This is a genomic window from Pseudoalteromonas sp. SR44-5, from assembly GCF_014163675.1.
Classification (GTDB): domain Bacteria; phylum Pseudomonadota; class Gammaproteobacteria; order Enterobacterales; family Alteromonadaceae; genus Pseudoalteromonas; species Pseudoalteromonas rhizosphaerae.
On record NZ_JACJDT010000014.1, the window covers coordinates 88713 to 110831 of the forward strand.

Sequence of the window (22119 nt, forward strand, 5' to 3'; positions counted from 1 at the left end):
GCTTTAACAATTATGTTCTTACAAATGTTAGAACAATACAGGATTTTTAAGCGCCTCCGCTTTATCAATCCGTTTCAGCGCCTTTGTTAATACCCCATTAAACAAAGGCGCTACATTCTTAGTCAATTAATTGACTATTTCCAACCAATTATCCTAGAAGACTTAATGCAGCCTGTGGACGTTGATTAGCCTGACTAAGAATTGTTTGGCTAGCCTGTTGTAGAATCTGCATTTTTGTTAAGTTTGCAGTTTCTTGCGCAAAGTCTGTATCTTTAATACGTGATTTTGCAGCACTTAGGTTTTCTGAAATATTTGACTGGTTACGAATCGTTGATTGAAAACGATTTTGTACCGCACCCAGCTCAGCGCGTTTTTTATCAACAACCGCGATTAATGAATCCATGCCGGCCATTACCGCTTGCGCATTCGCTTGTGAAGATACGCTTATGCCGCTTGCTGTAAATACCGCAGCAAAACCTGTAGCATCAGCTGATGAACCTACTTGCGAACTAATTGTTCCAGCTGTAGCACTTAAACTTGCGCCTGTTACCGCACTGGCAACCCCTGCAATACCTGACATGGTAAAACCGTTATTACCAGCGATTGAGTTAGCCGTACCGCCAACTGACGCCATACTAAAGCTGATATTCTGTACAGCATCTGCGCCAACTTGGAAATTCGCGGAGAAAGAACCGTCTAAAAGGTTTTGACCACCAAACGTTGTATCTGCTGCAACACGATTTACTTCTTCAGATAATGAACGAATCTCTTCTTGCACCGCTAAACGGTCTTCATCAGTATTTGAACCATTTGCTGCTTGCTGTGATAATGTTCTGATACGTTGGAACATTGATGTTACTTCATCTAATGCACCCTCAGCTGTTTGTGCTAATGAAATACCATCGTTTGCGTTACGGTTACCTTGGTTCAAACCGTTAATTTGTGATGTTAAACGGTCAGAAATTTGTAGACCTGCCGCATCATCTTTCGCACTGTTAATACGAAAACCTGATGATAAACGTTGGAATGATGTATCCAGTGCATTACCAGAATTATTTAATTGTCTTTGTGCGTTTAACGCGCTAACATTTGTATTTACATATAAAGCCATGATATCTCTCCAGAAGTAAACTTATCATTTACTCTCAAACTTACTAGATTAAGCAGTGGTTGTTATTTACAACGCTTTGCTTGGTTAATTAAGTTATCGGTCTAGCAAAAAAATCCTTTAGCTTTTTTTTTATTTTTTTTCCATTATTTTTTAAGCTCATGTAATTTAATGAATTTTATAGTGACTAAATTAATAAAGCTCATTAAAAAACTAAAAGGATTATTGTGCAGGTCTTTTTCTTCAGGAAATTATTAAGCTGTTAAATAGTAAGGAGATGATCTTAAAAGGCTGGAAAAATACGAGAGTAAGGCAATATATTGCCTTACTCTTGATGTTCTTATAACTTACTTATAAGTAATCGAACAGTGATAATTTAGCTAAGCGGCCAAAAGTTGCCTGCGACGCTTGCAGTGCAGTTTCTTGCTTCGTGAGTTCAGTAATAGCCTCAGCCATATCAAGTTCAATTAAATCTGCACGGGAGGATTTATTATTTACATCCAGATCACTATTAGATTGCGTGATTTTCTCAGCTGTATTTAACCGCCCACCTAAACCAGCCTGTGTTAAAGAGACCTGATTTTTACTGTTATCGATTTGGACCATGGCCGATGCCAATACTTGGTCATAATCTTCTTGACTAATTGTTGGGTCAGTTAACCCAGCAATTAAATCGCTTAATGTGTTTAAAATATTTTCTTTTTTCGGCGCTTCTAAAGTAAAGTCTACCTGCCCGTTTGCAACTGGGCTAATATCAATTTCCATCCCAGCAAATTTAATTTTTGATCCCTCAAAGCTGCCAGAGCTGATCACACTTCCACCTTGTTCAACCTGATATGTATTAGGTGTACCTGGGGTTGTTAGAATATTAAACGTATTTGCTCCGGCCGCGGCTGCGGGATCAGCGTTATAATTTGCTTTATGAAAAGCATCAAACTGAGCTTGCTCGCGTACATACACTTTTGCGCTAGTGATCCCTCCTGAAACAACGCCGTCATTAGAGGCAACATTCAACCGGGCATTGACCTTTTCAAACGTATCAACCCCATTATCACTGGATTTAATTTCAACTCCTTCCGCTACTTTAATTTTATGCTGGCCTTGGTCGCCACCATAAACATATTTGCCAGTTGAAGAATCAAGCGAATAGGTTTGGGTGTTATCTTGATAGCCTGAAAATATATACTTACCATCTTCAGTTTTAGCATTCATTAAATCAAGCACACTACTTTGTATAGATTTAATCTCTTCAGCAATACCTTCACGATCGATATCGGTATAAACACCATTACCTGCTTGAATTGCCAATGTATAGGCTTTTTCAAGTGAGCCTTTAATATTTTCAAGCACACTGTCTTGAGTCTTTAATCGACTCGTTAGCATGGTAATGTTTTTACTGTATTGCTCATTCGCTTGTATACGATCGGTATACAGTAACGCCCGTGCTGTTGCCGATGGATCATCTGAAGCTGTAAGCACTCGCTTTTGGGTATTAACTTGCTCTTGTGCTTTATTGACATTTTGCTGATTATTCAAAATCGAATTAACACTGTTTTGATACATCAAATTATTAGATAAACGCATAATTACCTCGCAGCATTAAGTAAAGTGTCAAATATAGAACGGGCTGTTGAAAGCACTTGTGCAGACGCCGCATAAGATTGTTGAAACCGCAATAAATTGGCAGCCTCTTCATCAAGGTTAACTCCCGAGAGTGATTCATACCAGGCTTCAGACTGTTGAGCTAATGCCTCAAAAGCAGCACCATTGGTCTTCGCTTGATTGGTAACAACACCAATATCAGTAACTAACCCTGCATAGGCTTGATTAAATGTTTTATGATTATCAGCCGATGCGGTTGTGGTAACATTTTGCCGCACTAGCTCGCCACTTTGTAACCCAGCTAACATTAAGCCATTGCGGTTATCGTCAAAACCACCTTCATTAAACTCCAGTGTAAAACTATCACCTACCGCTGTGGTGCCTTCAATATCAAAATCAAAACCGTAACTATCATAAGGAGGGCCAGCTTGCTCTAGTAGATTTTTAGCAGGTGGAGTAATCGTAAAAGTCGAGCTGCCGTTATTGTCTGTAATTGTATATTCATTAGCATTAGCGGTTTTCACTATCGTGATATCACCATTTGCTAGATCCGGAGGCGTCGTGGCTGTAAAGCCACCCGAAGTCACACTAGTAACAGTCCCTGCTGATATATTGCCATTACCTGTATTGTTTATATTATCTGCCGTACGAATTGGAGAAGCCAGCGCTAACGCTTCTGGTCTATCGGTAGCCAGTGTTAAACTCGATGCAGCCTCGGCATTCAGTTTAACTGCAAATTTATCGCCAACATTACCAGTCCCTGTAACGTTTAATTGTAAACCAAAAGATTCCCCACCGGTCATAGTCGATGAATCAATAACGCCAGCAACTATATTGGCGGTTGAGGGAGAGCCTAATGGTTCACCTTTATTATCGACCGGTTGTATTTCTACCGTTGTGCCACTGGTATAAGTAACAATAAAGTCACTGGCAGGAATTTCACTGCCTTTACCTGGTTCTAAGGTAGCCGTTATGCTTGAATTGCCTGTATTGGCTTGATAAGCGTGACCGCCAATCGTTGGGATTGTAAAAATATCACCACCGAGCTCGCCATTACCGTCCATTCCTAAACGGTTTTGTTGATTAAAAGCATCAGCAATCGCAAGCCCCATTTGGCCAAGTTGGTTTTGTGCTGGCACTAAAATGTCATCACGAAATGCTAATAATCCGCCAATTTTACCTTTAAGCTTAGTCACATCAACATCAAGCGGCACAGCTTTGCCGCCATCTATGTCTAAATGTAATTCTTTAAAATTAGGATCAGGATCGCCCGCCATCGAAAATAAATTAAATGCGCCATCTTGCATTACTAATGATTCGCCGGTGCCCATAAATACGAGCTTTTCACCGTTGGGGCCATCAAGTGTCTCTACATCAATTAATTCCGATAACTTACGAATAGCAAGGTCTCTTTCGTTGTACGTGGTGCTTGAGTTTGCCTCGTTACGCGTACCATTTACGGTAGCTATTTGCTTATTCAAGCTGCTAATATTTTGAATTAATGTATTCGCTTCATCAGAAAATATTTCTAACTGATCATTCACGATATTTTTTTGATTAAATACAATGCCTGATAAGCGATCCATTTGATCAATCAAATTTTTTGCATCCGTCATTACGAGCGATCGTGCAACTGAGGATGATGGCTGATTTAAACTTTCCTGCACATTATTGAATAACGAATTCATACTAGTCGATAGACTATTGGATTCTTGAGAAAACAAACTATCAACCCGGCCAGCCTCAGTCACAAATTGGTCGAAAAAGGTTTTATTTGAGGTATCACGATTGAGTTGCTTTTGTGCAAACTCATTTAATAAACGATAGGTTTCTCCACGACCGACTTGGTTATCAATCATGGTCATATGCTCTGTACGCTCGCGTACATAACCTACCGTATTAACATTGGTAATGTTCTTACTGGTGGTTTGCAGTAACTCAGAGCTAGCTCGAACTCCTGAGCTTGCAATGTCAAATAAGTTAAACGACATGTTAATTTACTCCTTGGCGAACCAATGATGTCGCCAATGTCTTAAGCTCTGTGTGGTTTAGCACTTGCTTAATTTTGTCAGCGTAATTGGGGTCAGTGGCATAACCAGCTTTTTGTAATGAATCTAAAAAGGCAGCCGGTTTTGCGGTATTTTGTAGCGCTTCTTGGTAACGTGGGTTTTCTATCAAAAACTGCACAAAGTCATTCACACTCTCTTTAATAGAATCATATGCACGAAAACTAGCTTGTTTTTTAACTGGTGTGCCTTGCTCAAATTCAAGCGTCATTTTGTTGGCTTTCTCACCTTGCCAGCTTTTATCTGATTTAATATTGAATAAATTAAAGCTGCTATTACCATCACTTTTATTAATGATATGTTTCCCCCAGCCAGTCTCAAGAGCTGCTTGTGCAACCATCACAGCGGGGTTCAAACCAATTTTCTCAGCAGCTGTTTTGGCATGTTCCCAAACACTACTGATAAAATCTTCTGCATTTTCAAACTGAGGTTTTTGCGCTGTTGATGAGCTGCTATTGACAGCCTGAGTGTCAGCCGCCTTATCAGCATTCTTGCTGGTTGCACGTTGATCACTGGTAAAATCATCGACGGTGCGCAGCACTGAACTAGGGGTAAATTTTTTCCCGTCAGGAGAGAGTTGTTGCACTATGAGATCGGCTAAGCCCAATGAACCTTTTGAAGATAAATCAACCGATAACTGTTGATCATGCATTTCTTCAAAAAACTTTACTCCACTGGAGTTAAAAGGGCTGTCTTCGTCTTCAAACGCTTCGTTTGCTTTACGCATACTTTTTAAAAGCATTTGCGTAAAAATAGATTCAAATTGTGCCGCTGCTTTTTTTAGCGCTTCTTTTGATGCTTCAGGCGAGGCACCACTTTTTAAGGCATCTTGACGTAATGTATTGAGATTGCCTAAATCAAAGAAGTTTTGTTTATCGAGATGATTAGTATCCATCAGCAATTTGACACAGTGATTAATAATAGTATTAACAATGCAATAATTAAGCCAATGCGAGTTTGCGAGTTTGCGAAAGTATAAAAGCGTTGATTAATTATGCAAGTCAAGGCCCCCTAAATGCAAGTTAACGCAAACTTAGGGGGTCAATATGGTTTAAATAACCACGAGTTGACCGCTAATGGCACCCGCTTCTTTTAATGCTTCTAGTATCGCCATTAAGTCACCAGGCGCTGCTCCAACTTCGTTAATTGCGCGCACTAAATCGTCAAGGCTAACACCGGGGTTAAATACAAAGGCCCGAGAATCATCTTCGTTAACATCAATAATACTTTGATTAGTAACGGCAGTTTCCCCCTCACTTAATGCGTTAGGCTGCGATACATTTTGCTGTTCTGCGATCGTAACGGTAAGACCACCATGGGTAATTGCCGCCGCTTGTAACCGCACGTTTTTGCCGATCACTATGGTGCCAGTGCGTGAATTTACAATAATTTTTGCCGAAGTATCGGCAGGTTTAAACTCTAAGTTTTCAAGCGTAGACAAATAAGCAACACGCTGCGACGCATCACGCGGGGCAATAACACGAATTGAAGCGGCATCAAGGGCATGTGCACTGTCTGGGCCGATAAGCTCATTAATGGTTTGCTCCAAACGTTTAGCAGTAGTGAAATCAGGACGATTTAAATTAAAAGTTATGTAATCACCTTGCATAAAAGGACTTTTAATTGCCCGTTCAACCGTTGCGCCATTTGGAATACGTCCTACCGTGGGCGTGTTCATTACGATCTTACTACCATCAGCTCCTTCGACACCTAACCCGCCAACAATTAGACTACCTTGCGCGATAGCATAAGTATTTCCATCAACCCCTTTCAAAAAGGTTTGTAGTAATGTTCCACCACGTAAGCTACCCGCACTACCAATTGACGATACAGTAATATCGATTGTCTGCCCTGGCTTTCTAAATGCAGGTAATTCTGCATGCACAGCAACCGCTGCTACATTTTTGATTTTGGGTTTTAAATTCGATGCCATGGTAATACCAAAACTATTTAGCATGGCTTTAAAACTTTGTTCAGTAAAACGACTTTGCTCACCGGTGCCAGGTAAACCTACTACCAGACCATAACCAACTAACTGGTTTGAGCGAACACCTTCAACCATTGAGACATCCTTGATACGTTCAGCGCTAGCAATAGAATGCCAAGCTAATAAACATATACACAGCAACGCTTTCAAGCTATTCATATCAACATCCTTTAAAAAGGGAACAGAGAGCTAGTGAAGAATCGAGTTAACCATCCTGCCGTTTGAGTCTCTTGCATTTGCCCTTTACCAGAATACTGAATACGCGCATTTGCGATTCTGTTAGAGGTCACAGTATTATCTGCAGTAACATCTTGCGGGCGAACAAGACCTTCCAAACGAATAAATTCTTCGCCGGAGTTTAAAGTCAGCCATTTTTCACCACGGATCACTAAATTACCATTAGGTAATACCCGCATAACATTTACGGAAATATCACCAAATAAACTATTAGATTGATTTGACTTAGTATCACCTTTGAATTTAGCACCGCTGCCCACACCAAACTGAATACTATCGCCACCAATATTAACCGGTAGTCCGCCTAACCCAATGACAGGATCTAAGCTGGCATCACTTTGTTTATCCGTTTCAGTTTTAGCTGCTTTAGATGATTGCGTCGATTCTTGCAGTTTAACTGTAATAATATCTCCGGTGCGTAACGCTTTTTTATCTGAATATAAATCGTTTGATAAATTGCTATCAAACAATGAGCCTGTCGGTACAACTTGCGCTGCAGCAGGCTCTGGGTACATAGGAGCATAGTATGGATCATCTTGAACCACGCTGTGGTTTTGAGTCGTCATACAACCACTCAATATAAATGCACCCGTTAAGATTATAGATAAATTACGCATAACTTTGCTCCGAATTAGTTAAAGTTGCTGACTGATGTAACTCATCATTTCGTCAACCGCTGAAATCACCTTTGAATTCATTTCATAGATACGTTGAGTTTCAATTAGGTTAACTAACTCTTCGGTTACATTTACGTTAGAGGTTTCAAGTGCGCCTTGGACAACAGTGCCTAATCCTTCTAGACCAGGGTTACCTTGTACAGGTGCGCCACTGACGGCCGTTTCGGTATATAAATTTTGGCCTACAGGCTCTAGACCTGATGGATTGATAAAGTCACTGATCGTTAACTGACCAATCACCACATTCTCAGGTTGTCCTTCTATTTTCACCGATACCTCACCATCTTGTGATACGGTAATTGACTTCGCATCATCCGGTACATTCATTTCTGGCTGCACAGGAAAACCTGCACCAGCAGTAACAATACGACCATCTTCATCCGTGGTAAATTGACCATTTCGAGAATAGGCGATATTGCCATCGGGCTGTAAAACTTCAAAAAAACCGGGCCCTGATATCATCCAATCCAATGAGTTTTCAGTGGTTAACATGTTACCTTGAGAAAAGTTCTTCTGATTAGCAACTACTTTGGTACCAGCACCAAGCATCAGACCAGAAGGCATCTCTGTATCTTGTGATGAACGCCCCCCTGGCTGATTAATATTTTGATAAAGCAAATCTTCAAATACAGCACGACTTTTCTTATAACCAACAGTACTGGCATTGGCTAAATTATTTGAGATAACCGAAATATCGGTTTGTTGAGCATCAAGCCCCGTTTTACTTATCCACAATGCAGGATTCATATTAATGTCCTCTCAATAAAGTTAAACAATACGCAGCAATTGAGTTTGACGTTCGTCAATTTCTTCAGCCGTTTTCATTAACTTAACTTGTAATTCAAATTGGCGTTGATGGCTTATCATATCCACCATCTCATGTACCGGATTCACATTTGACATTTCCAAAGTGCCACTCATTACTTTCACATCATTAGAGATGTCACAAAATCCACATATACCATTTTCCAGTAATTCGGGTTTTGGTCGAAATAAGCCATCATTGCCTTTTTCAAGCTCAGAATTATTTGCCTTAATTACCTTCAAACGGTCAACAACTTCTAAAAAGTTAGCCGGCGCACCTTGCGGGCGAACTTGGATTGAACCATCGTCACTAAATTCGACTTTCTCCACTGGCAATGGCAAAATAATCGGTCCACCTTCGCCAATAACTTGACGCCCGTGACTGGTGATCAAAGCGCCATCAGGAGTGATATTCAACGTGCCAACTTTAGTATATGCCTCATTACCTGAAGCATCTTGCACTGTAAGCCACCCTTTATCGCTCATAGCAATATCAAGATCACGTCCAGTTTCAACAATACCGCCGGAAGTCATATTAGAGCCTGGCCGTTCCTGCATAGTAAAAACACGTGTCGGTAAGCCTTCACCAAAAGCTTGCATTGAGCGCGCTTGCGCGAAGTCAGCTTTAAAGCCTGTGGTATTGGCATTTGCTAAATTATTTGCTTTAAGCTCTAGGCCCCGCAAACTTTGCTTAGCTCCAGACGCTGCAATGTAGACCATCTTGTCCATAACATCGACTCACGTTAAAAATCTATAACATGGCAAATGCAAGATAAGTGCCACAATAAAATGACGTAATAAATTACAAAATATAATCAAGCACAAATAAAAAAGGCTGCTAATAAATAGCAGCCTAGGTGTCGGATTGTAAAAAATATTAAAACGAGATTAACGGATCTGCAAAATAGCTTGCTGTAGTGTTGAATTCACTTCGAGTGCACGCGAGTTAGCTTGGAAGTTACGCTGTGCGCTGATCAAATCAACAAGCTCATTGGTTAAGTTCACGTTTGATTGCTCTAATGCTGATGAGCTAATCTTACCAAATGCGCCTGAATTTGCTTCACCCGCTACAGGGTCACCTGAAGTTAAACTTTTCTTCCATGACGTATTGCCTACTTGTTGTAACCCCTGTGAATTGGGAAAACGGACTAACGCAACTTGTCCTAAATAATTAGAGTCGCCATTACTATAAGAAGCAACAATTTTTCCATCAACACCAATGTCTATATTTGCCAACCGTCCCACAGCAGCACCATCTTGAGATAATACTTTATTTTCAAACTTGCCTGCATGCTGAGTCGGGATTTTTGCAGAGGTACCTGCTTCATCGCGCCAGTTGATAGTTACATTATTAGGAAAGCTAGCACCATTGCCTAAAAACCCTGTCAAATTAGTGCTATCTAACACAACAGGGTTAAATGTATTGCCTGTATTTGCGGTACCATTGGTGTTAAGTGGTAAGCCGTTCGCATCAAACTGAAATGTTGAAATTGGGTTAAATGGTCCAGTAGCGCCTTGCGAGCTACCATCTGGGTTGAATGCTTGACCGTCTAACGTTGCATAGGTTTGCCACTCATTAGCATTACCTGTAACAGCTGCATCTGTTTTCACAAAATACAATTGCATAGTATGCGGCTCACCTAGCGAATCATAAACATTGGTTGAGGTAGAGTGAGTATATGACCCTGATTGAGTTGGATCAAATGGTGTAATAGTCGGTGTATCTTTGGTCGAATCCAATCTAAATGACGAATATACACTTGTGGTAGCGCGCGGGGAACCTGACGAATCAGGAATTTGAATCGCCCCAGAGGAGGTTAAACTTACTGATGTTGCATCTCCACTAACTTCATCAACAGGAAAGCCTTGTAAGTAATTACCTTGTGCGTCAACGATAAAGTTATCTTTATCTAATTTAAACGCCCCTGCACGAGTAAATGTTTTATCTTGTGAGCCTAACTCATTGCTAAGAGCAAAGTATCCTTCACCTCCTATAGCAAGATCGAGTGAATTTTTAGTGCCTAATGTTGAACCTTGGTGAAATTGCTGTGCTACAGATGCTGTTTGTACACCATCACCATTTTTAGTTTTACCCGAAGAAAAAACTGATGATGAATAAACATCGGCAAACTCAGCTCTCGATTCTTTAAAACCGTAAGTATTTACATTAGCGATGTTATTAGCAGTAACATCCAAATCTTTTTGTGCGGCAGCAATGCCAGTTAATGCAATATTAAAACTCATAATTCACCTCTAACCTATAAAATTTAGCCAATAGGCTAAAAAATAAATAAAATTTATCACGCAATTTCTGCGACATCAGACAGCTTAACTGCCCCTTCTTTAGTGTTAATAATAATACCGTTAGCGCCATTAATATTGACGCTATCAATATTTTTATAAGAGGCCATGGGTAAACTAGTAAATTCTTCGCCCATGCTGCCCTCTGCTTTGATATTGTATTCTCCTGGCGGAAGGCTCTCACCGGCTTCATTTTTTCCATCCCAGTTAAAACGTAAGCCACCAGCAGGTTTATCACCTAACTCAATTACTCTCACTAGTTGTCCGGAAGCATCTGTAATACTGAGCCTTAAATCTTTAACGGGACTTTCAACAGCAATCATGCCCGAGACATCACCACTGCTGTTAAGATCTAATGTATCTGATTCAACTAAAGCTTTTTTACCTACCAGAGTTGATGCTTGCAACGCTGAATTAGAGGTCATTGAAGCAGCCAAAGACTCAAACTTTGAATTTAAATTTGAGATACCTTCTGCCATGGTAAAGTTCGTCATTTGTGCAATCATTTGGTCGTTGTCCGCAGGTTTACTGGGATCTTGAAACGACAGTTGCTGCGTTAATAATGAAAAGAAATCCTCTTGCGTTAATGCATCACTTTTCTTTTCACCAGTCTTTTCGTCAGCCTCTTGTTTACTCGGCCAACGAAGCGAATCTATATAGCTTGATGATGCAGTATTTATGTCGTTACTCATAATCTAACCCTCAATTACCGCTGCCCAAGCAACAGTGTTTTACTTAACATTTGCTTCGCTGCATCAGCAACTTGCACATTGGTTTGATAAGAGCGTGAGGCGGAAATCATATTAGCCATTTCTTCAACGACATTAACGTTAGGTTTGTAGATATAACCATTTTCATCCGCACTGGGGTGATTTGGGTTATATTCAATTTGCAGTGGTTTATTACTCTCTACAATGCCTAGTACTTTAACGCCAACAGACGATCCCTGCGTATTACCAGTTGATTCTGATGCTTTCATCAGTTCAGCTGCAAAAACAGGGTGACGCGCCCGGTAAGTTTTGTCTTGGCTTGAGCTAATGCTATTGGCATTGGAAATATTACTTGCGGTGGTGTTCAAACGCACATTTTGCGCACTCATACCACTACCTGAAATATCAAAAACGTTATATAAACTCATGCTTAGGCTCCTTGACTACCGAGGGCTTTTTTAAGGCCTTTAATTTTACTACTCATAAATTGCAGGCTTGCCTGATACTCTAATGAGTTCTTTGTATACAAGTTTCGTTCCACTTGTATATCAACCGAGTTACCATCACCTGTATCTGCTTGATTTGGCGAACGAAACATTTCACTATTACCGACATAACGACTACCACCGGCAATGTGATTCGGGTTAGTTGTTACCATGTTATTGCCGCCTTGCTGGTGGCTTTTTGCCGCTTTCAATGCTGAGGCAAAGTCGATATCCTTCGCTTTATAGCCCGGCGTATCAGCATTAGCGATATTGGTTGCTAATAACTCAGCACGTTGCGAACGGATCAACATTGCATGAGGATGAACCCCAAATGCTTTATCAAAACTGATAGCCATAACCATCTCCAAAAAATTGACTTAAGATGATTAATGCAAAAGGTGAGCCAACTAGATTAGTATTTTATGAAGTGTTTAATTTTTGATTTAAAAAGAAAAACGATGTGGAGGCACATCGTTTTATCGTATTCTAGATTCGGCTTTACTACCGATGAGATTTGAGTTACTTACGTTTTAGCGCGTTATTTACGCTGGTAAGTTATTTCTTTTGATAAATAATACCAGGATTACAGCGTACCATATCAAACTCGTTACTTAACCCTGACATAGACTCTGAAGCACCTAAAAATAAATACCCCTTAGGGTTAAGTGCTTGAGCAAACTGAGCAATAATTTTGGCTTTCACCTCAGGTGCAAAATAAATCAGCACATTACGGCAAAAAATAATATCAAATTTGCCCATTAGTGCGTATGAATCTAATAAATTAAGGTGTCGAAAACTCACTAATTTTTTTATTGAGTCGTTAACTTGCGCCATCCCATTGCCGCTATCTTTGAAGAACTTCTTCCTGCGCTCTACCGACAGCCCTCTAGCTAAAGCAAGAGAGTCATATTCTGCATGTTTACACATATCTAACATAGTATTAGAAATATCGGTGCCGATGATCTGCGCGCCCATTTTTAATACACCCGGCTGCTTAGCTTGAAACTCAGCGACCGACATGGCAATAGAATATGGCTCTTGTCCTGAGGAACTTGCCGCTGACCAAATTTTCAACGGTCGACGCAACTCTTTATGCTCTGGGAATAACTTACTTTGTAATAGTTCAAACGGGTATTGATCCCGAAACCATAAAGTTTCATTGGTCGTCATAGCATCAACAACTGCGGCACGTAACTGCCGCTCATGCGGACTCAGTGTTTTACTGACCAATTGTGACAATGACTCAACATTGAAACGAACCATTAGCGGAGCAAGCCTGCTTTTGACTAAATAAAGCTTATTATCACCCAAAACAATGCCACATTGTTGCTCTAAAAAAGAACGAAACTGATCGTACTCGCTTTGTTGTAAATGCTTATTTTCCAAAGTAACACCGCCTTTTCAAATTAGTCACAATGAACCCATTTTTTCACTGCTGTAGCTAACTCATCCGGATTGAACTTAGCAATAAAGTCATCAGCCCCCACTTTTTCAATCATCGCTTGATTGAACACACCACTGAGTGATGTATGCAGAATAACATGTAATGGGGCTAACTTTGGATCTGCTTTTATTTCAGCCGTGAGGGTATAACCGTCCATTTCTGGCATTTCAACATCAGAGATCAATAAACCAACTCGCTCGGTAATATCATGCTTACAGTCAAGTGCAGCAATTTCCCGGAGGCGAATTAATGCTTCTTTCCCGTTTTTAGCAAGCTCAGTCTGCACGCCTAACGGCTCTAGAGCACGTTTGACTTGATTACGAGCAACGGCAGAGTCATCGGCAATAAATACGATGCGCTCACCTAAGTCTTTTTGAATTTCACCATCATTAGCTATTGCTGCACTGACTTCAGTATTTACCGGGCAAATTTCATTTAATATTTTTTCTACATCAAGAATTTCGACTAACTCATTTTCAATTTCTGTCACTGCTGTTAAATACGAATATCTGCCAGCCCCAGACGGTGGCGGCATTATTTTTTCCCAATTCATATTTACAATTCGCTCAACGCCGCCAACCAAAAAACCTTGTACGGAGCGGTTATATTCAGCAATGATAATAAAACTATCTTTAATATTCTCGATCGCAGGGCCACCTACAGCCATTGATAAATCAATAACAGAAATAGTTTGCCCACGTATATGTGCGACACCTCTTACATAGGCATTCGACTTCGGCATGTTTGTTAAAGGAGGGCATTGCAGTACTTCTCTCACTTTAAACACATTAATACCAAAGCGCTGCCGCCCTCTTAGCTTGAATAATAATAATTCAAGACGGTTTTGCCCAACCAATTGAGTACGTTGGTTAACTGAGTCTAAAATGCCTGCCATTTCAATCTCCTGAAGAAAGCGAATAAGAACGGAACAATAATTGCTTTCTTTCTGTAAAGCTACATAACTACACGGGAGCGTCTGTTTATTGACGCTAAATATTTATACCCTGTTTTCAACCATAAGCATAGTCGAAACATTATGAGTTTGTTAAAAAAAAGCCGAAGATACAGTGTTTTTTATTTTCTTGCTAGCTTATGCCTAGTTACTCCACTGTATGCACAAACATATAGCAAAGAACAATTGCAAGAACTTGCTGTATCCCATGTCTATGATCAATTAGACCCTAATACCGCCGATGATAAGGAACTCAATGCTCTAACATTGGATAGTCGGATACCTGATCGTGGCTGCAACAGCGACCTTGCATTTAATATTCCTACTGAGCCGCCATTTAATCGCCAAATAACCGTACAAATAAAATGTGATGACCTCAATGGTTGGAGTCAATATGTTCATGTACGTATGATTGAACTCACCCCTGTGATTATAGCCACTGAAAATTTAAGTCGCGGGGAGGTTATTGAAGCTCATCATTTACGTTTGATTATGAAACCAAAACATTTCGTAAGAGCGCAGTATTTACAAAATCAAGAGCTGCTGATTGGTAGCCGCAGCAAACGTAATATCCGCAGTGGTTACCCTGTTGCATTAAATCAAATCTGTATGGTCTGCAAAGGCGATAATGTCACTATTTTTGCAATAATTCGAGGATTGAAAATAAAAACTTCCGGTTTAGCCCTAGAAGATGGTACTTTAGGAGAGCAGGTAAAGGTTAAAAATGCAAAGTCAGGGAAAGTTTTAAATGCCCGCGTTGATGGTGTTGAGTCTGTGCAGGTAATTATTTAAATTTTCGTATTTGTGCTAAAGTTTCTAACATGGTTGCCGATAACAAGGCATGTGTTGGATAATGTATAGGTTAAAATCATGGTAAGCCAAGTAAATAAAGGTCAGCAACAGGCTAATGTGTTGACCAATGCTAAACAGCAAAAAATTGATTTACAAAATAATAATGCTAATACTGCGCAAGCAACTACGCCAAAAGCGACTGCTGACTCAGTAAGCTTAACGCCACAAGCGCAACAATTAAAATCTTTGCAAGATAAAGCACAGCAATCTTCTGGTTTTGATAGCAACAAAGTGGCTGAGCTAAAAAAAGCAATTACTGAAGGTAAATATCAAATCGATGCTGAAAAGCTAGCTAAAAATATCGCTGCATTTGAGTTTGATGTGTATGGCTGATCACACCAGTTTGATCAGTTCTAAACTTGTTATGCAGCTAAATTGCTTAACATCCCTTGCTGATATCTTAGAAGATGAATTAACCGCTATAGCCTCCCGTCGTGGCGAGGGCCTTAAAGATATCGCGAAACAAAAACTTACCTTTTTAAGTCAAATTCAAACGTTAGATAAAGAACTCAAAGCCTTATTTGCAGGTAATGACGTTGAATCTGACGAAGTAACAAGCTTAACGAGTGATGTGCATAAGCTATTAGAGTCATGTAAAAAGAAGAATGACGTTAATGCTCATGCAGCCCACCATGCACAATTAACAGTAAAACAATTAAAAGACATTTTGATTGGTGTGCCAACCTCTACAACATATGACCAAGATGGTAGTGTTGTTCATGGTAACAGTAAGATCGTCCATAACTTAAAAGCATAATTTGACTCCTACTTTTAGTTTTACAAAATTCCCTTTATTATTTTTCTTTCCCTATTTAAAATTATCTCGAAAGTGATTAAGCGCGGGACAACCCGCGCCTTATATCTTTTGCTTAACAATAATTAACTATCAATTTGATTATTGCCGCTTTCGATTAATTTCTTAATCATTTCCTCTGATTGATTTTGCACATCAAGAGCAGGCTCCGCAGTAGCTTTCTGCTGTGCTGTAAACACCAGACTATTACTCTCACTCACAGGATCGAGTGCGAGCAAGTTATTTTGTTCACTCTCTGCAAGAAGATCTGCAACTGTTAATTGACTCAGTTGTGGTGTTAATTCAGATACCGGAGCAACACTGCTAATTTTACTTAAATCAATACTATCATCGTTTGATGATAATAATTCAGTACTATTATCACTGCCACTGAATTCAGCGCTAGGTTCAACACCTGCAGAACTAACATCCACTCCATTTATCTCAAGGTCCTGACCATTAATATCAACCACTCTTATATTACCGATTGAATCTGTAATGCTAAAGCGAGCATCGCTTAAGCCTGCGCCAAGTAAATCGGCCAAATTTACATCAACAATGCCGATATTCCATGTGCCATTATTTACAACAGCCCCACCATCACTTAATAAGGTGATCCCGAGTGCCAGCGCATTATCAAGCCTTACAATAGCTCCATCTTCAGCATCAGTTTCACCATCAAAACCTGTCACAACTAGGCCTAACAATATACTATTTGTATCTATGTTCGTAAGTGATGGCGGGATAGTATCTATCTCAAGACCTGTCATCGCAGAGGTAGCAGTGGTATTCCCAGCAATATCTGACACTGTTGCACTGACGGTATAACTGCCATCAAGCAGAATATCGTTTGGTGAAATACTCCAACTACCATCGCCTTGCGTAGTAGTTGTTACTGATGTTTGCGCTATACCATTATCAAATATCAGCGTGACTGTGCGCCCTGCTTCACTCGATGTGCCGCTGATTTCAGGTGTCGCATCATTGGTTAATATCAGCCCACTCGTAATGGCAATAGTCGGAGCAACCGTATCAATAACACCTGATTCTTGTACCGTGGTGGCATTACCGTATTCATCCTGCACGGTCACATCCACAGTATAACTACCCGCTGCAAGTGCTGTATTTGGTTCAATTAACCAATTACCGTTACTCGCAGTTGTGGTTGTAACCGTTTGCGTGTTACCTGCCGCATCAGTAAACAATACAGTAACTTGGCTATTTCCAGGTGCACCAGTTACTGTGCCGGTGATCTGAGGTGTTAAATCATTTGTGTCACTGATTACATCAATAGCAATAACAGGACCCGTTAAATCTAATATTAGTGTCGCGGTATTGCTACCTTGATTACCTGCACTATCATTAACCGAGGCGGTAATTGCGACACTCCCTTCAGCCAGTATTTGATTTGATGCAACACTCCATACTCCCCCAGCTTGTACCATAGCAGTAACTGTATCTGTAGTACCTAAGCTATCAACTAGTACTATGGTAACTATTGAACCGACTCCCGCATCAGTGCTACCCGATATTACAGGTGTTGCATCGCCACTAGTACCAGGCTCATTAATAGTCAATACCGGTGCAGTAATATCAACTAAACCGCTAACACTAGCATCTGCTGTTAGCCCTGCTTCAGTGACTGTCGCTGTAACAGTATAAATACCTTCGCTAAGAGCTTGAGTAACTAAGACAATCCACAAACCATCGACTACTGTTGTATTATAAGTTTGTGTCTGGGCCGCGCTATCCGTTACTGTAACAACGACTGCACTGCCATCGACAGCGTCACTACTGCCACTGAAATTGGGAGTTGTGTCATTGGTATCTGCAGGAGCAACAATTGCAATGCTTGGTGCACTGGTATTCAATAATCCAGTTACCGACGTTGAGGTTGTTGAATTACCCGCTAAATCAGTAATACTTGCAGCGACTGTGATAGTGCCGTCAACCAGTGAATCTGTAACATTAATTGACCAACTGCCATCGGCTTGTACTTGCGTCGTATAAGTATAACTGGAATTATTATCGGTAACTGTGACGCTCAATTGCGTACCTGCAGGCTCATTAGTTAAACCACTGAGTTGAGGGGTGGCTACATTTATAGTCCCTATAGAATCAACCGAAATAGTTGGCGCACTGGTATCGATCACAGCTGTTGTTGAAGCTGTTGTAGTCAGGGCCGCACTATCTGTCACTGACGCTGTTGCTGTGAATGTGCCATCAGGTAAAGCTGCTGCCGTGGCTTGCCAATTACCATTACTATCTATAGTAGCAATTAAATTTTGAGTATTACCATTACTATCCACCACAGTAATAGAAACTGTGCTTCCTTGTGGCTCATTTGAATTACCACTTATGGTTGGCGTACTATCATTAGATAATGATAATGGCGCTATAGTTAACTCTGGTGCTTCTGTATCTATACTTAGGTTCGCTGTTTGATTGATACTGTTACCTGCACTGTCACTCACAGTCGCATTAATATTATAATCGCCATCAGTAAGAGTCGTTGTAGTGACTTGCCATAAGCCAGATCCATTTACTAAAGTTGTTAGTGTTTGGCCATCAATGGTTACGGTTACCGTTGCTCCTAACTCATTACTTGTACCGCTAATCGTTGGAGTCGCATCACTGGTAATTGATAAAGGATTTATAGTGAGTGTTGGCGCGGTAGTATCAATTACACCACTGGCCGTCTGCTCAGTTAGGTTGCCGACTCCATCGCGCACACTCGCTTGAACCGTATATTGTCCATCACCTAAGTCTTGCGGTACATTAACTGACCAACTGCCATTCGCTTGCACTGTCGCGCTAAAGGTTTGTGTTGCAACTCCTTGACCAGTTACCACCAATGTTACTTGCGCTCCCTCACCTAAATCAGTGGTTCCGCTAATAGTTGGGGTGCTATCCATCGTCAATGCAGGGGTAGATAACGTTAGTTCAGGCGCCGTATTATCAAAATCCAAAGTACTAATAGTCGTGGTATTGCCAGCCGCATCGGTTGCCGAGGCTTCAACGTAAGCTAGTGTCAGTAATGATACCGATAAATTCAATACGCTCCAATCACCGTTCGCATCAACCGTTGCAGTGTAAGGTAAACCAACAGCGCCTCCCACTAAATGGTTTGTAATGGTAACAACACTGCCTTCAGGTAAATCTGATGTGCCAGATAAGGAAACCAAACTGCCTAGAAGGAAAGAAGGGACAATCGTAAGTGCAGGTGGTGTAATATCGACTTCACCGCCCGTTTTACTGTCTTCTCCTTGATTACCCGCCATATCAGTGATTGTTGCTTTTACGGAATAAACACCTTCAGCTAACGCGGTATTTGCAGCTGCTTGCCAATCACCTTGAGCATCCGTAGTAACTGTTACAACCTGTTCAGTACCACTTGCGTCAGTAAAGGTCACCTCAACAGTGGCATTCGCTTCATCAGATGTCCCACTAATAAGTGGCGTTGTGTCTTGTGTTAATATCAAACTACTTTGATCAATTGTGATCTCAGGGTCAATACTATCTATAACAGCATTAGCGGTTAGTTGCCCTACATTACCCGCAGTATCGGTGACCACAGCAGTGACTGAGTAAGCGCCTTCCGCAAGTGCTTGGGAAGCTTCGACTTGCCATGTTAAATCTGCTGCGAGTGTTGTATTGATGGTATGACTAGCCCCTTGTGCGTCAGTAAAAGTAACAGCAACGGTGTTGCCAGCAACAGCCCCCACAGCTCCCCCTGAAACAATTGGGGTTTTATCTGCGGTGCTGCTTAATGGATCAATCAACACTGTTGGTGGAGTTAAATCTATTTCACCTGTTGTTTGAGCCAAATTGCTATTCCCAGCAATGTCAGTGATAGTTGCAGCAATGCTATAACTTCCTTCTGCAAGCGCACTTCCAAGCGCTACAGACCATGTACCATTTGCTTTAACTGTTGCCTGCACAGATTGCTCTGTGCCAGTACTATCAGTGATCAATAATTCAACTACAGTGCCTTGCGCAGCATCTGATGTGCCACTAATTAATGGTGTTGTATCATTTGTAATACTAGGCGAATTGACAGCCAATGTTGGTGCGGTTAAGTCTATTGCTAGGCTAGTACTTGACGAGCCAGTTAAACCGTCCTCGCTGACAACTGCATTCACAGTATAGCTGCCTTCAACAAGTGCATTACTGACATCAATAGTCCATTGCCCAGCCAAAGCTTGAGTAGTCAATGTTTGCACAACAATGCCCGAGGCAATAATTTCAATCGTTACATTCGTACCATCTCTGGCATCGGTGGTACCAGAGATAGTTGGTGTTGTATCCATCGTTGCTTGTAAACTCGCAATCGAGATAGTCGGCGCATTAGTATCCAATGTTGCGTTACTTGAAGCCGATGCTTGATTGCCAGCAGTGTCACTCACATTAGCCGTAATAGTAATTGCGCCATCGTTTAATGCATCAATAACTTGAACTGACCAGCTGCCATCTGCTTGTACAACAGCAGTTAGTTGATAACTGTTTGAGTCATCATTGACATTCACTGTTACCGTGGCGCCTATTTCATCACTACTCCCTGAAATCATCGGTGTACTATCATTAAATGTGCCTAGTCCGTTCAAGGTTAAACTAGGATCTAATGTATCAACCGTGCCATTACCTTGAACTGTGCCTATATTGTTAGCGGCATCAGTAATAGTAGCCGTAACAATGTAGTCACCATCAGCAATATCAGCGGTTGGAGTTGCTGAATAACTGCCATCGGCTTGCACTAGTGCTGTAAATTGCTGAGTGTCACCGTTTGCATCAACCAACACGATAGCCACTTCAGTTCCCTGCGGCTCTGTTGACGTACCAGAAATTGTTGGCGTCGCATCGTTGCCCACTCCAAGGGCTGTGATTGTAAGCACTGGTGTCGTGCTATCTATGGTCAGTGTCGCAGATGCCGTTTGTTGATTACCTGCATCATCGGTGATCGTTACATCAACCGTGTAATCACCATCAGTCAATGCACTTGGTAGCGTTACTTGCCAAGTGCCATTACTTGCCACTGTCGCTTGCAACGTTTGTCCTGCAATTGTGACCGATACATCTCCGCCTATTTCATTACTGCTGCCAGTTATTGTTGGGGCAGTATTTGCTGTTGGCGCTAAATTATCGATAAATAAACTTGGCGCCACACTATCAATCACTCCAGTCGTTTGCTCAGTAGTCAAATTACCAACCCCATCGCGCACAGAGGCAGTAACGGTATAGGTTCCCTGTGCAATAGCTTGCGGCACAGATACTGACCAGGTTTGATCAGCCTGTACCACTGCGGTAAATGTTTGGCTGACATTATCACTATCAACCACTGTCAAATTAATCACAGTGCCTTGACCCATATCCGTATCACCTGAAATAACTGGCGTTGTGTCGTTGCTCAACGCGTCAACACTGACCGTTAAATCAGGTGCTACGTTATCAAAATCGAGTGTGCTGACCGTACTAATATTTCCTGCTGCATCAGTTGCGCTGGCAGTAACATAGGCAAGGTCAAGTAATGGCACCGTTAAGTTAAGTAATTGCCAATTACCATCAGTATCTGTAGTTGCCGTATAACTTGCACCAATTAACCCTCCCACTAAATGTTCCGTGATAGTGATGGTGCTTCCCGCTGGTAAGTCTGAATCACCTGATAGCGATACTAAATTGCCAAGTAAGAAGGAAGGTATAATTCTCAGTTCTGGGGCGATGGTATCCACCACGCCGTTGTCACTGGCGCTGGCTGTATTGCCTGCATCGTCGGTGATACTGGCAGTCACTGTGTATGCACCATCAACCAGCGGTTGCGTGGCCTCGGCACTCCAATTACCACTGGCATTGGTTTGCACTGTCACGGTATGGCTGCCATTAGCATCCGTAAAGGTAATCGCAATGTCACTGCTGGCTAGATCCGATGTGCCTGTCACCACTGGCGTATTATCATTCGTCAATGCCGGTGCATCGATGGTAACGCTTGGCGCGGTTGTATCTATCACCCCAGTTTCGCTATCGGTGCCGGTATTGCCTGCGGAGTCTGTCACACTGACATTGACTGTGTACTCGCCTTCGATAATCGCATTACTGGCCTCCACGGA

Annotated in this window: 18 protein-coding genes; 3 read left to right on the forward strand and 15 right to left on the reverse strand. The window is 41.3% G+C overall.

Annotated elements, in window-relative coordinates:
• Positions 1-148: 148 nt before the first annotated feature.
• From H5154_RS10295 to H5154_RS10360, 14 genes are all read right to left on the reverse strand, one after another.
• On the reverse strand, positions 149-1111 hold the full coding sequence (locus tag H5154_RS10295) for a flagellin (RefSeq protein WP_149981565.1): 963 nt from the start codon (positions 1109-1111) through the stop codon (positions 149-151).
• Between the two features lie 348 nt (positions 1112-1459).
• Positions 1460-2692 (reverse strand): flagellar hook-associated protein FlgL, encoded by a 1233-nt coding sequence (gene flgL / locus H5154_RS10300; RefSeq protein ID WP_182718209.1) that lies wholly within the window; start codon positions 2690-2692, stop codon positions 1460-1462.
• Positions 2693-2694: 2 nt separating this feature from the next.
• Positions 2695-4701: a FlgK family flagellar hook-associated protein gene (locus H5154_RS10305; RefSeq protein ID WP_182718210.1), complete on the reverse strand. Its 2007-nt coding sequence runs from the start codon at positions 4699-4701 to the stop codon at positions 2695-2697.
• A gap of 1 nt (position 4702) precedes the next feature.
• Complete coding sequence (flgJ, locus tag H5154_RS10310; protein WP_182718211.1) at positions 4703-5671, reverse strand: flagellar assembly peptidoglycan hydrolase FlgJ; 969 nt, start codon at positions 5669-5671, stop codon at positions 4703-4705.
• A gap of 156 nt (positions 5672-5827) precedes the next feature.
• Entirely contained in the window at positions 5828-6922 is a 1095-nt protein-coding gene (locus H5154_RS10315; RefSeq protein ID WP_149981574.1) for a flagellar basal body P-ring protein FlgI, read from the reverse strand.
• An 11-nt stretch (positions 6923-6933) separates the two neighbouring features.
• On the reverse strand, positions 6934-7617 hold the full coding sequence (gene flgH, locus H5154_RS10320) for a flagellar basal body L-ring protein FlgH (protein ID WP_182718212.1): 684 nt from the start codon (positions 7615-7617) through the stop codon (positions 6934-6936).
• Positions 7618-7635: 18 nt separating this feature from the next.
• Positions 7636-8424 (reverse strand): flagellar basal-body rod protein FlgG, encoded by a 789-nt coding sequence (gene flgG / locus H5154_RS10325; RefSeq protein ID WP_149981578.1) that lies wholly within the window; start codon positions 8422-8424, stop codon positions 7636-7638.
• 21 nt (positions 8425-8445) lie between these two features.
• Positions 8446-9210 (reverse strand): flagellar basal body rod protein FlgF, encoded by a 765-nt coding sequence (locus H5154_RS10330; RefSeq protein WP_182718213.1) that lies wholly within the window; start codon positions 9208-9210, stop codon positions 8446-8448.
• A 159-nt stretch (positions 9211-9369) separates the two neighbouring features.
• Complete coding sequence (gene flgE / locus H5154_RS10335; protein WP_182718214.1) at positions 9370-10725, reverse strand: flagellar hook protein FlgE; 1356 nt, start codon at positions 10723-10725, stop codon at positions 9370-9372.
• Positions 10726-10781: 56 nt separating this feature from the next.
• Complete coding sequence (locus tag H5154_RS10340; protein WP_182718215.1) at positions 10782-11474, reverse strand: flagellar hook assembly protein FlgD; 693 nt, start codon at positions 11472-11474, stop codon at positions 10782-10784.
• A 14-nt stretch (positions 11475-11488) separates the two neighbouring features.
• The gene (gene flgC / locus H5154_RS10345) at positions 11489-11920 is read right to left on the reverse strand and encodes a flagellar basal body rod protein FlgC (protein ID WP_149981585.1); all 432 of its coding nucleotides are present in this window, start codon (positions 11918-11920) and stop codon (positions 11489-11491) included.
• Between the two features lie 2 nt (positions 11921-11922).
• Entirely contained in the window at positions 11923-12333 is a 411-nt protein-coding gene (gene flgB / locus H5154_RS10350; RefSeq protein ID WP_145239549.1) for a flagellar basal body rod protein FlgB, read from the reverse strand.
• Between the two features lie 199 nt (positions 12334-12532).
• Positions 12533-13363, reverse strand: coding sequence for a protein-glutamate O-methyltransferase CheR (locus H5154_RS10355; RefSeq protein WP_149981589.1), 831 nt, complete (start codon positions 13361-13363; stop codon positions 12533-12535).
• Positions 13364-13383: 20 nt separating this feature from the next.
• Positions 13384-14316, reverse strand: coding sequence for a chemotaxis protein (locus tag H5154_RS10360; protein ID WP_149981591.1), 933 nt, complete (start codon positions 14314-14316; stop codon positions 13384-13386).
• Positions 14317-14457: 141 nt separating this feature from the next.
• On the opposite strand from H5154_RS10360, the gene flgA reads away from it, so the two are divergent.
• The 3 genes from flgA (at position 14458) to flgN (ending at position 15982) form a co-directional block, all read left to right on the forward strand.
• On the forward strand, positions 14458-15165 hold the full coding sequence (flgA, locus tag H5154_RS10365; protein WP_182718216.1) for a flagellar basal body P-ring formation chaperone FlgA: 708 nt from the start codon (positions 14458-14460) through the stop codon (positions 15163-15165).
• Positions 15166-15243: 78 nt separating this feature from the next.
• Entirely contained in the window at positions 15244-15558 is a 315-nt protein-coding gene (gene flgM, locus H5154_RS10370; RefSeq protein ID WP_149981594.1) for a flagellar biosynthesis anti-sigma factor FlgM, read from the forward strand.
• Positions 15551-15982, forward strand: a complete 432-nt coding sequence (flgN, locus tag H5154_RS10375; RefSeq protein ID WP_182718217.1) for a flagellar protein FlgN — start codon at positions 15551-15553, stop codon at positions 15980-15982. The genes flgM and flgN overlap by 8 nt, the downstream gene beginning before the upstream one ends.
• A gap of 122 nt (positions 15983-16104) precedes the next feature.
• On the opposite strand, the gene H5154_RS10380 is transcribed toward flgN, so the two are convergent.
• Positions 16105-22065, reverse strand: a complete 5961-nt coding sequence (locus H5154_RS10380; protein ID WP_310736608.1) for an Ig-like domain-containing protein — start codon at positions 22063-22065, stop codon at positions 16105-16107.
• Positions 22066-22119: the final 54 nt, after the last annotated feature.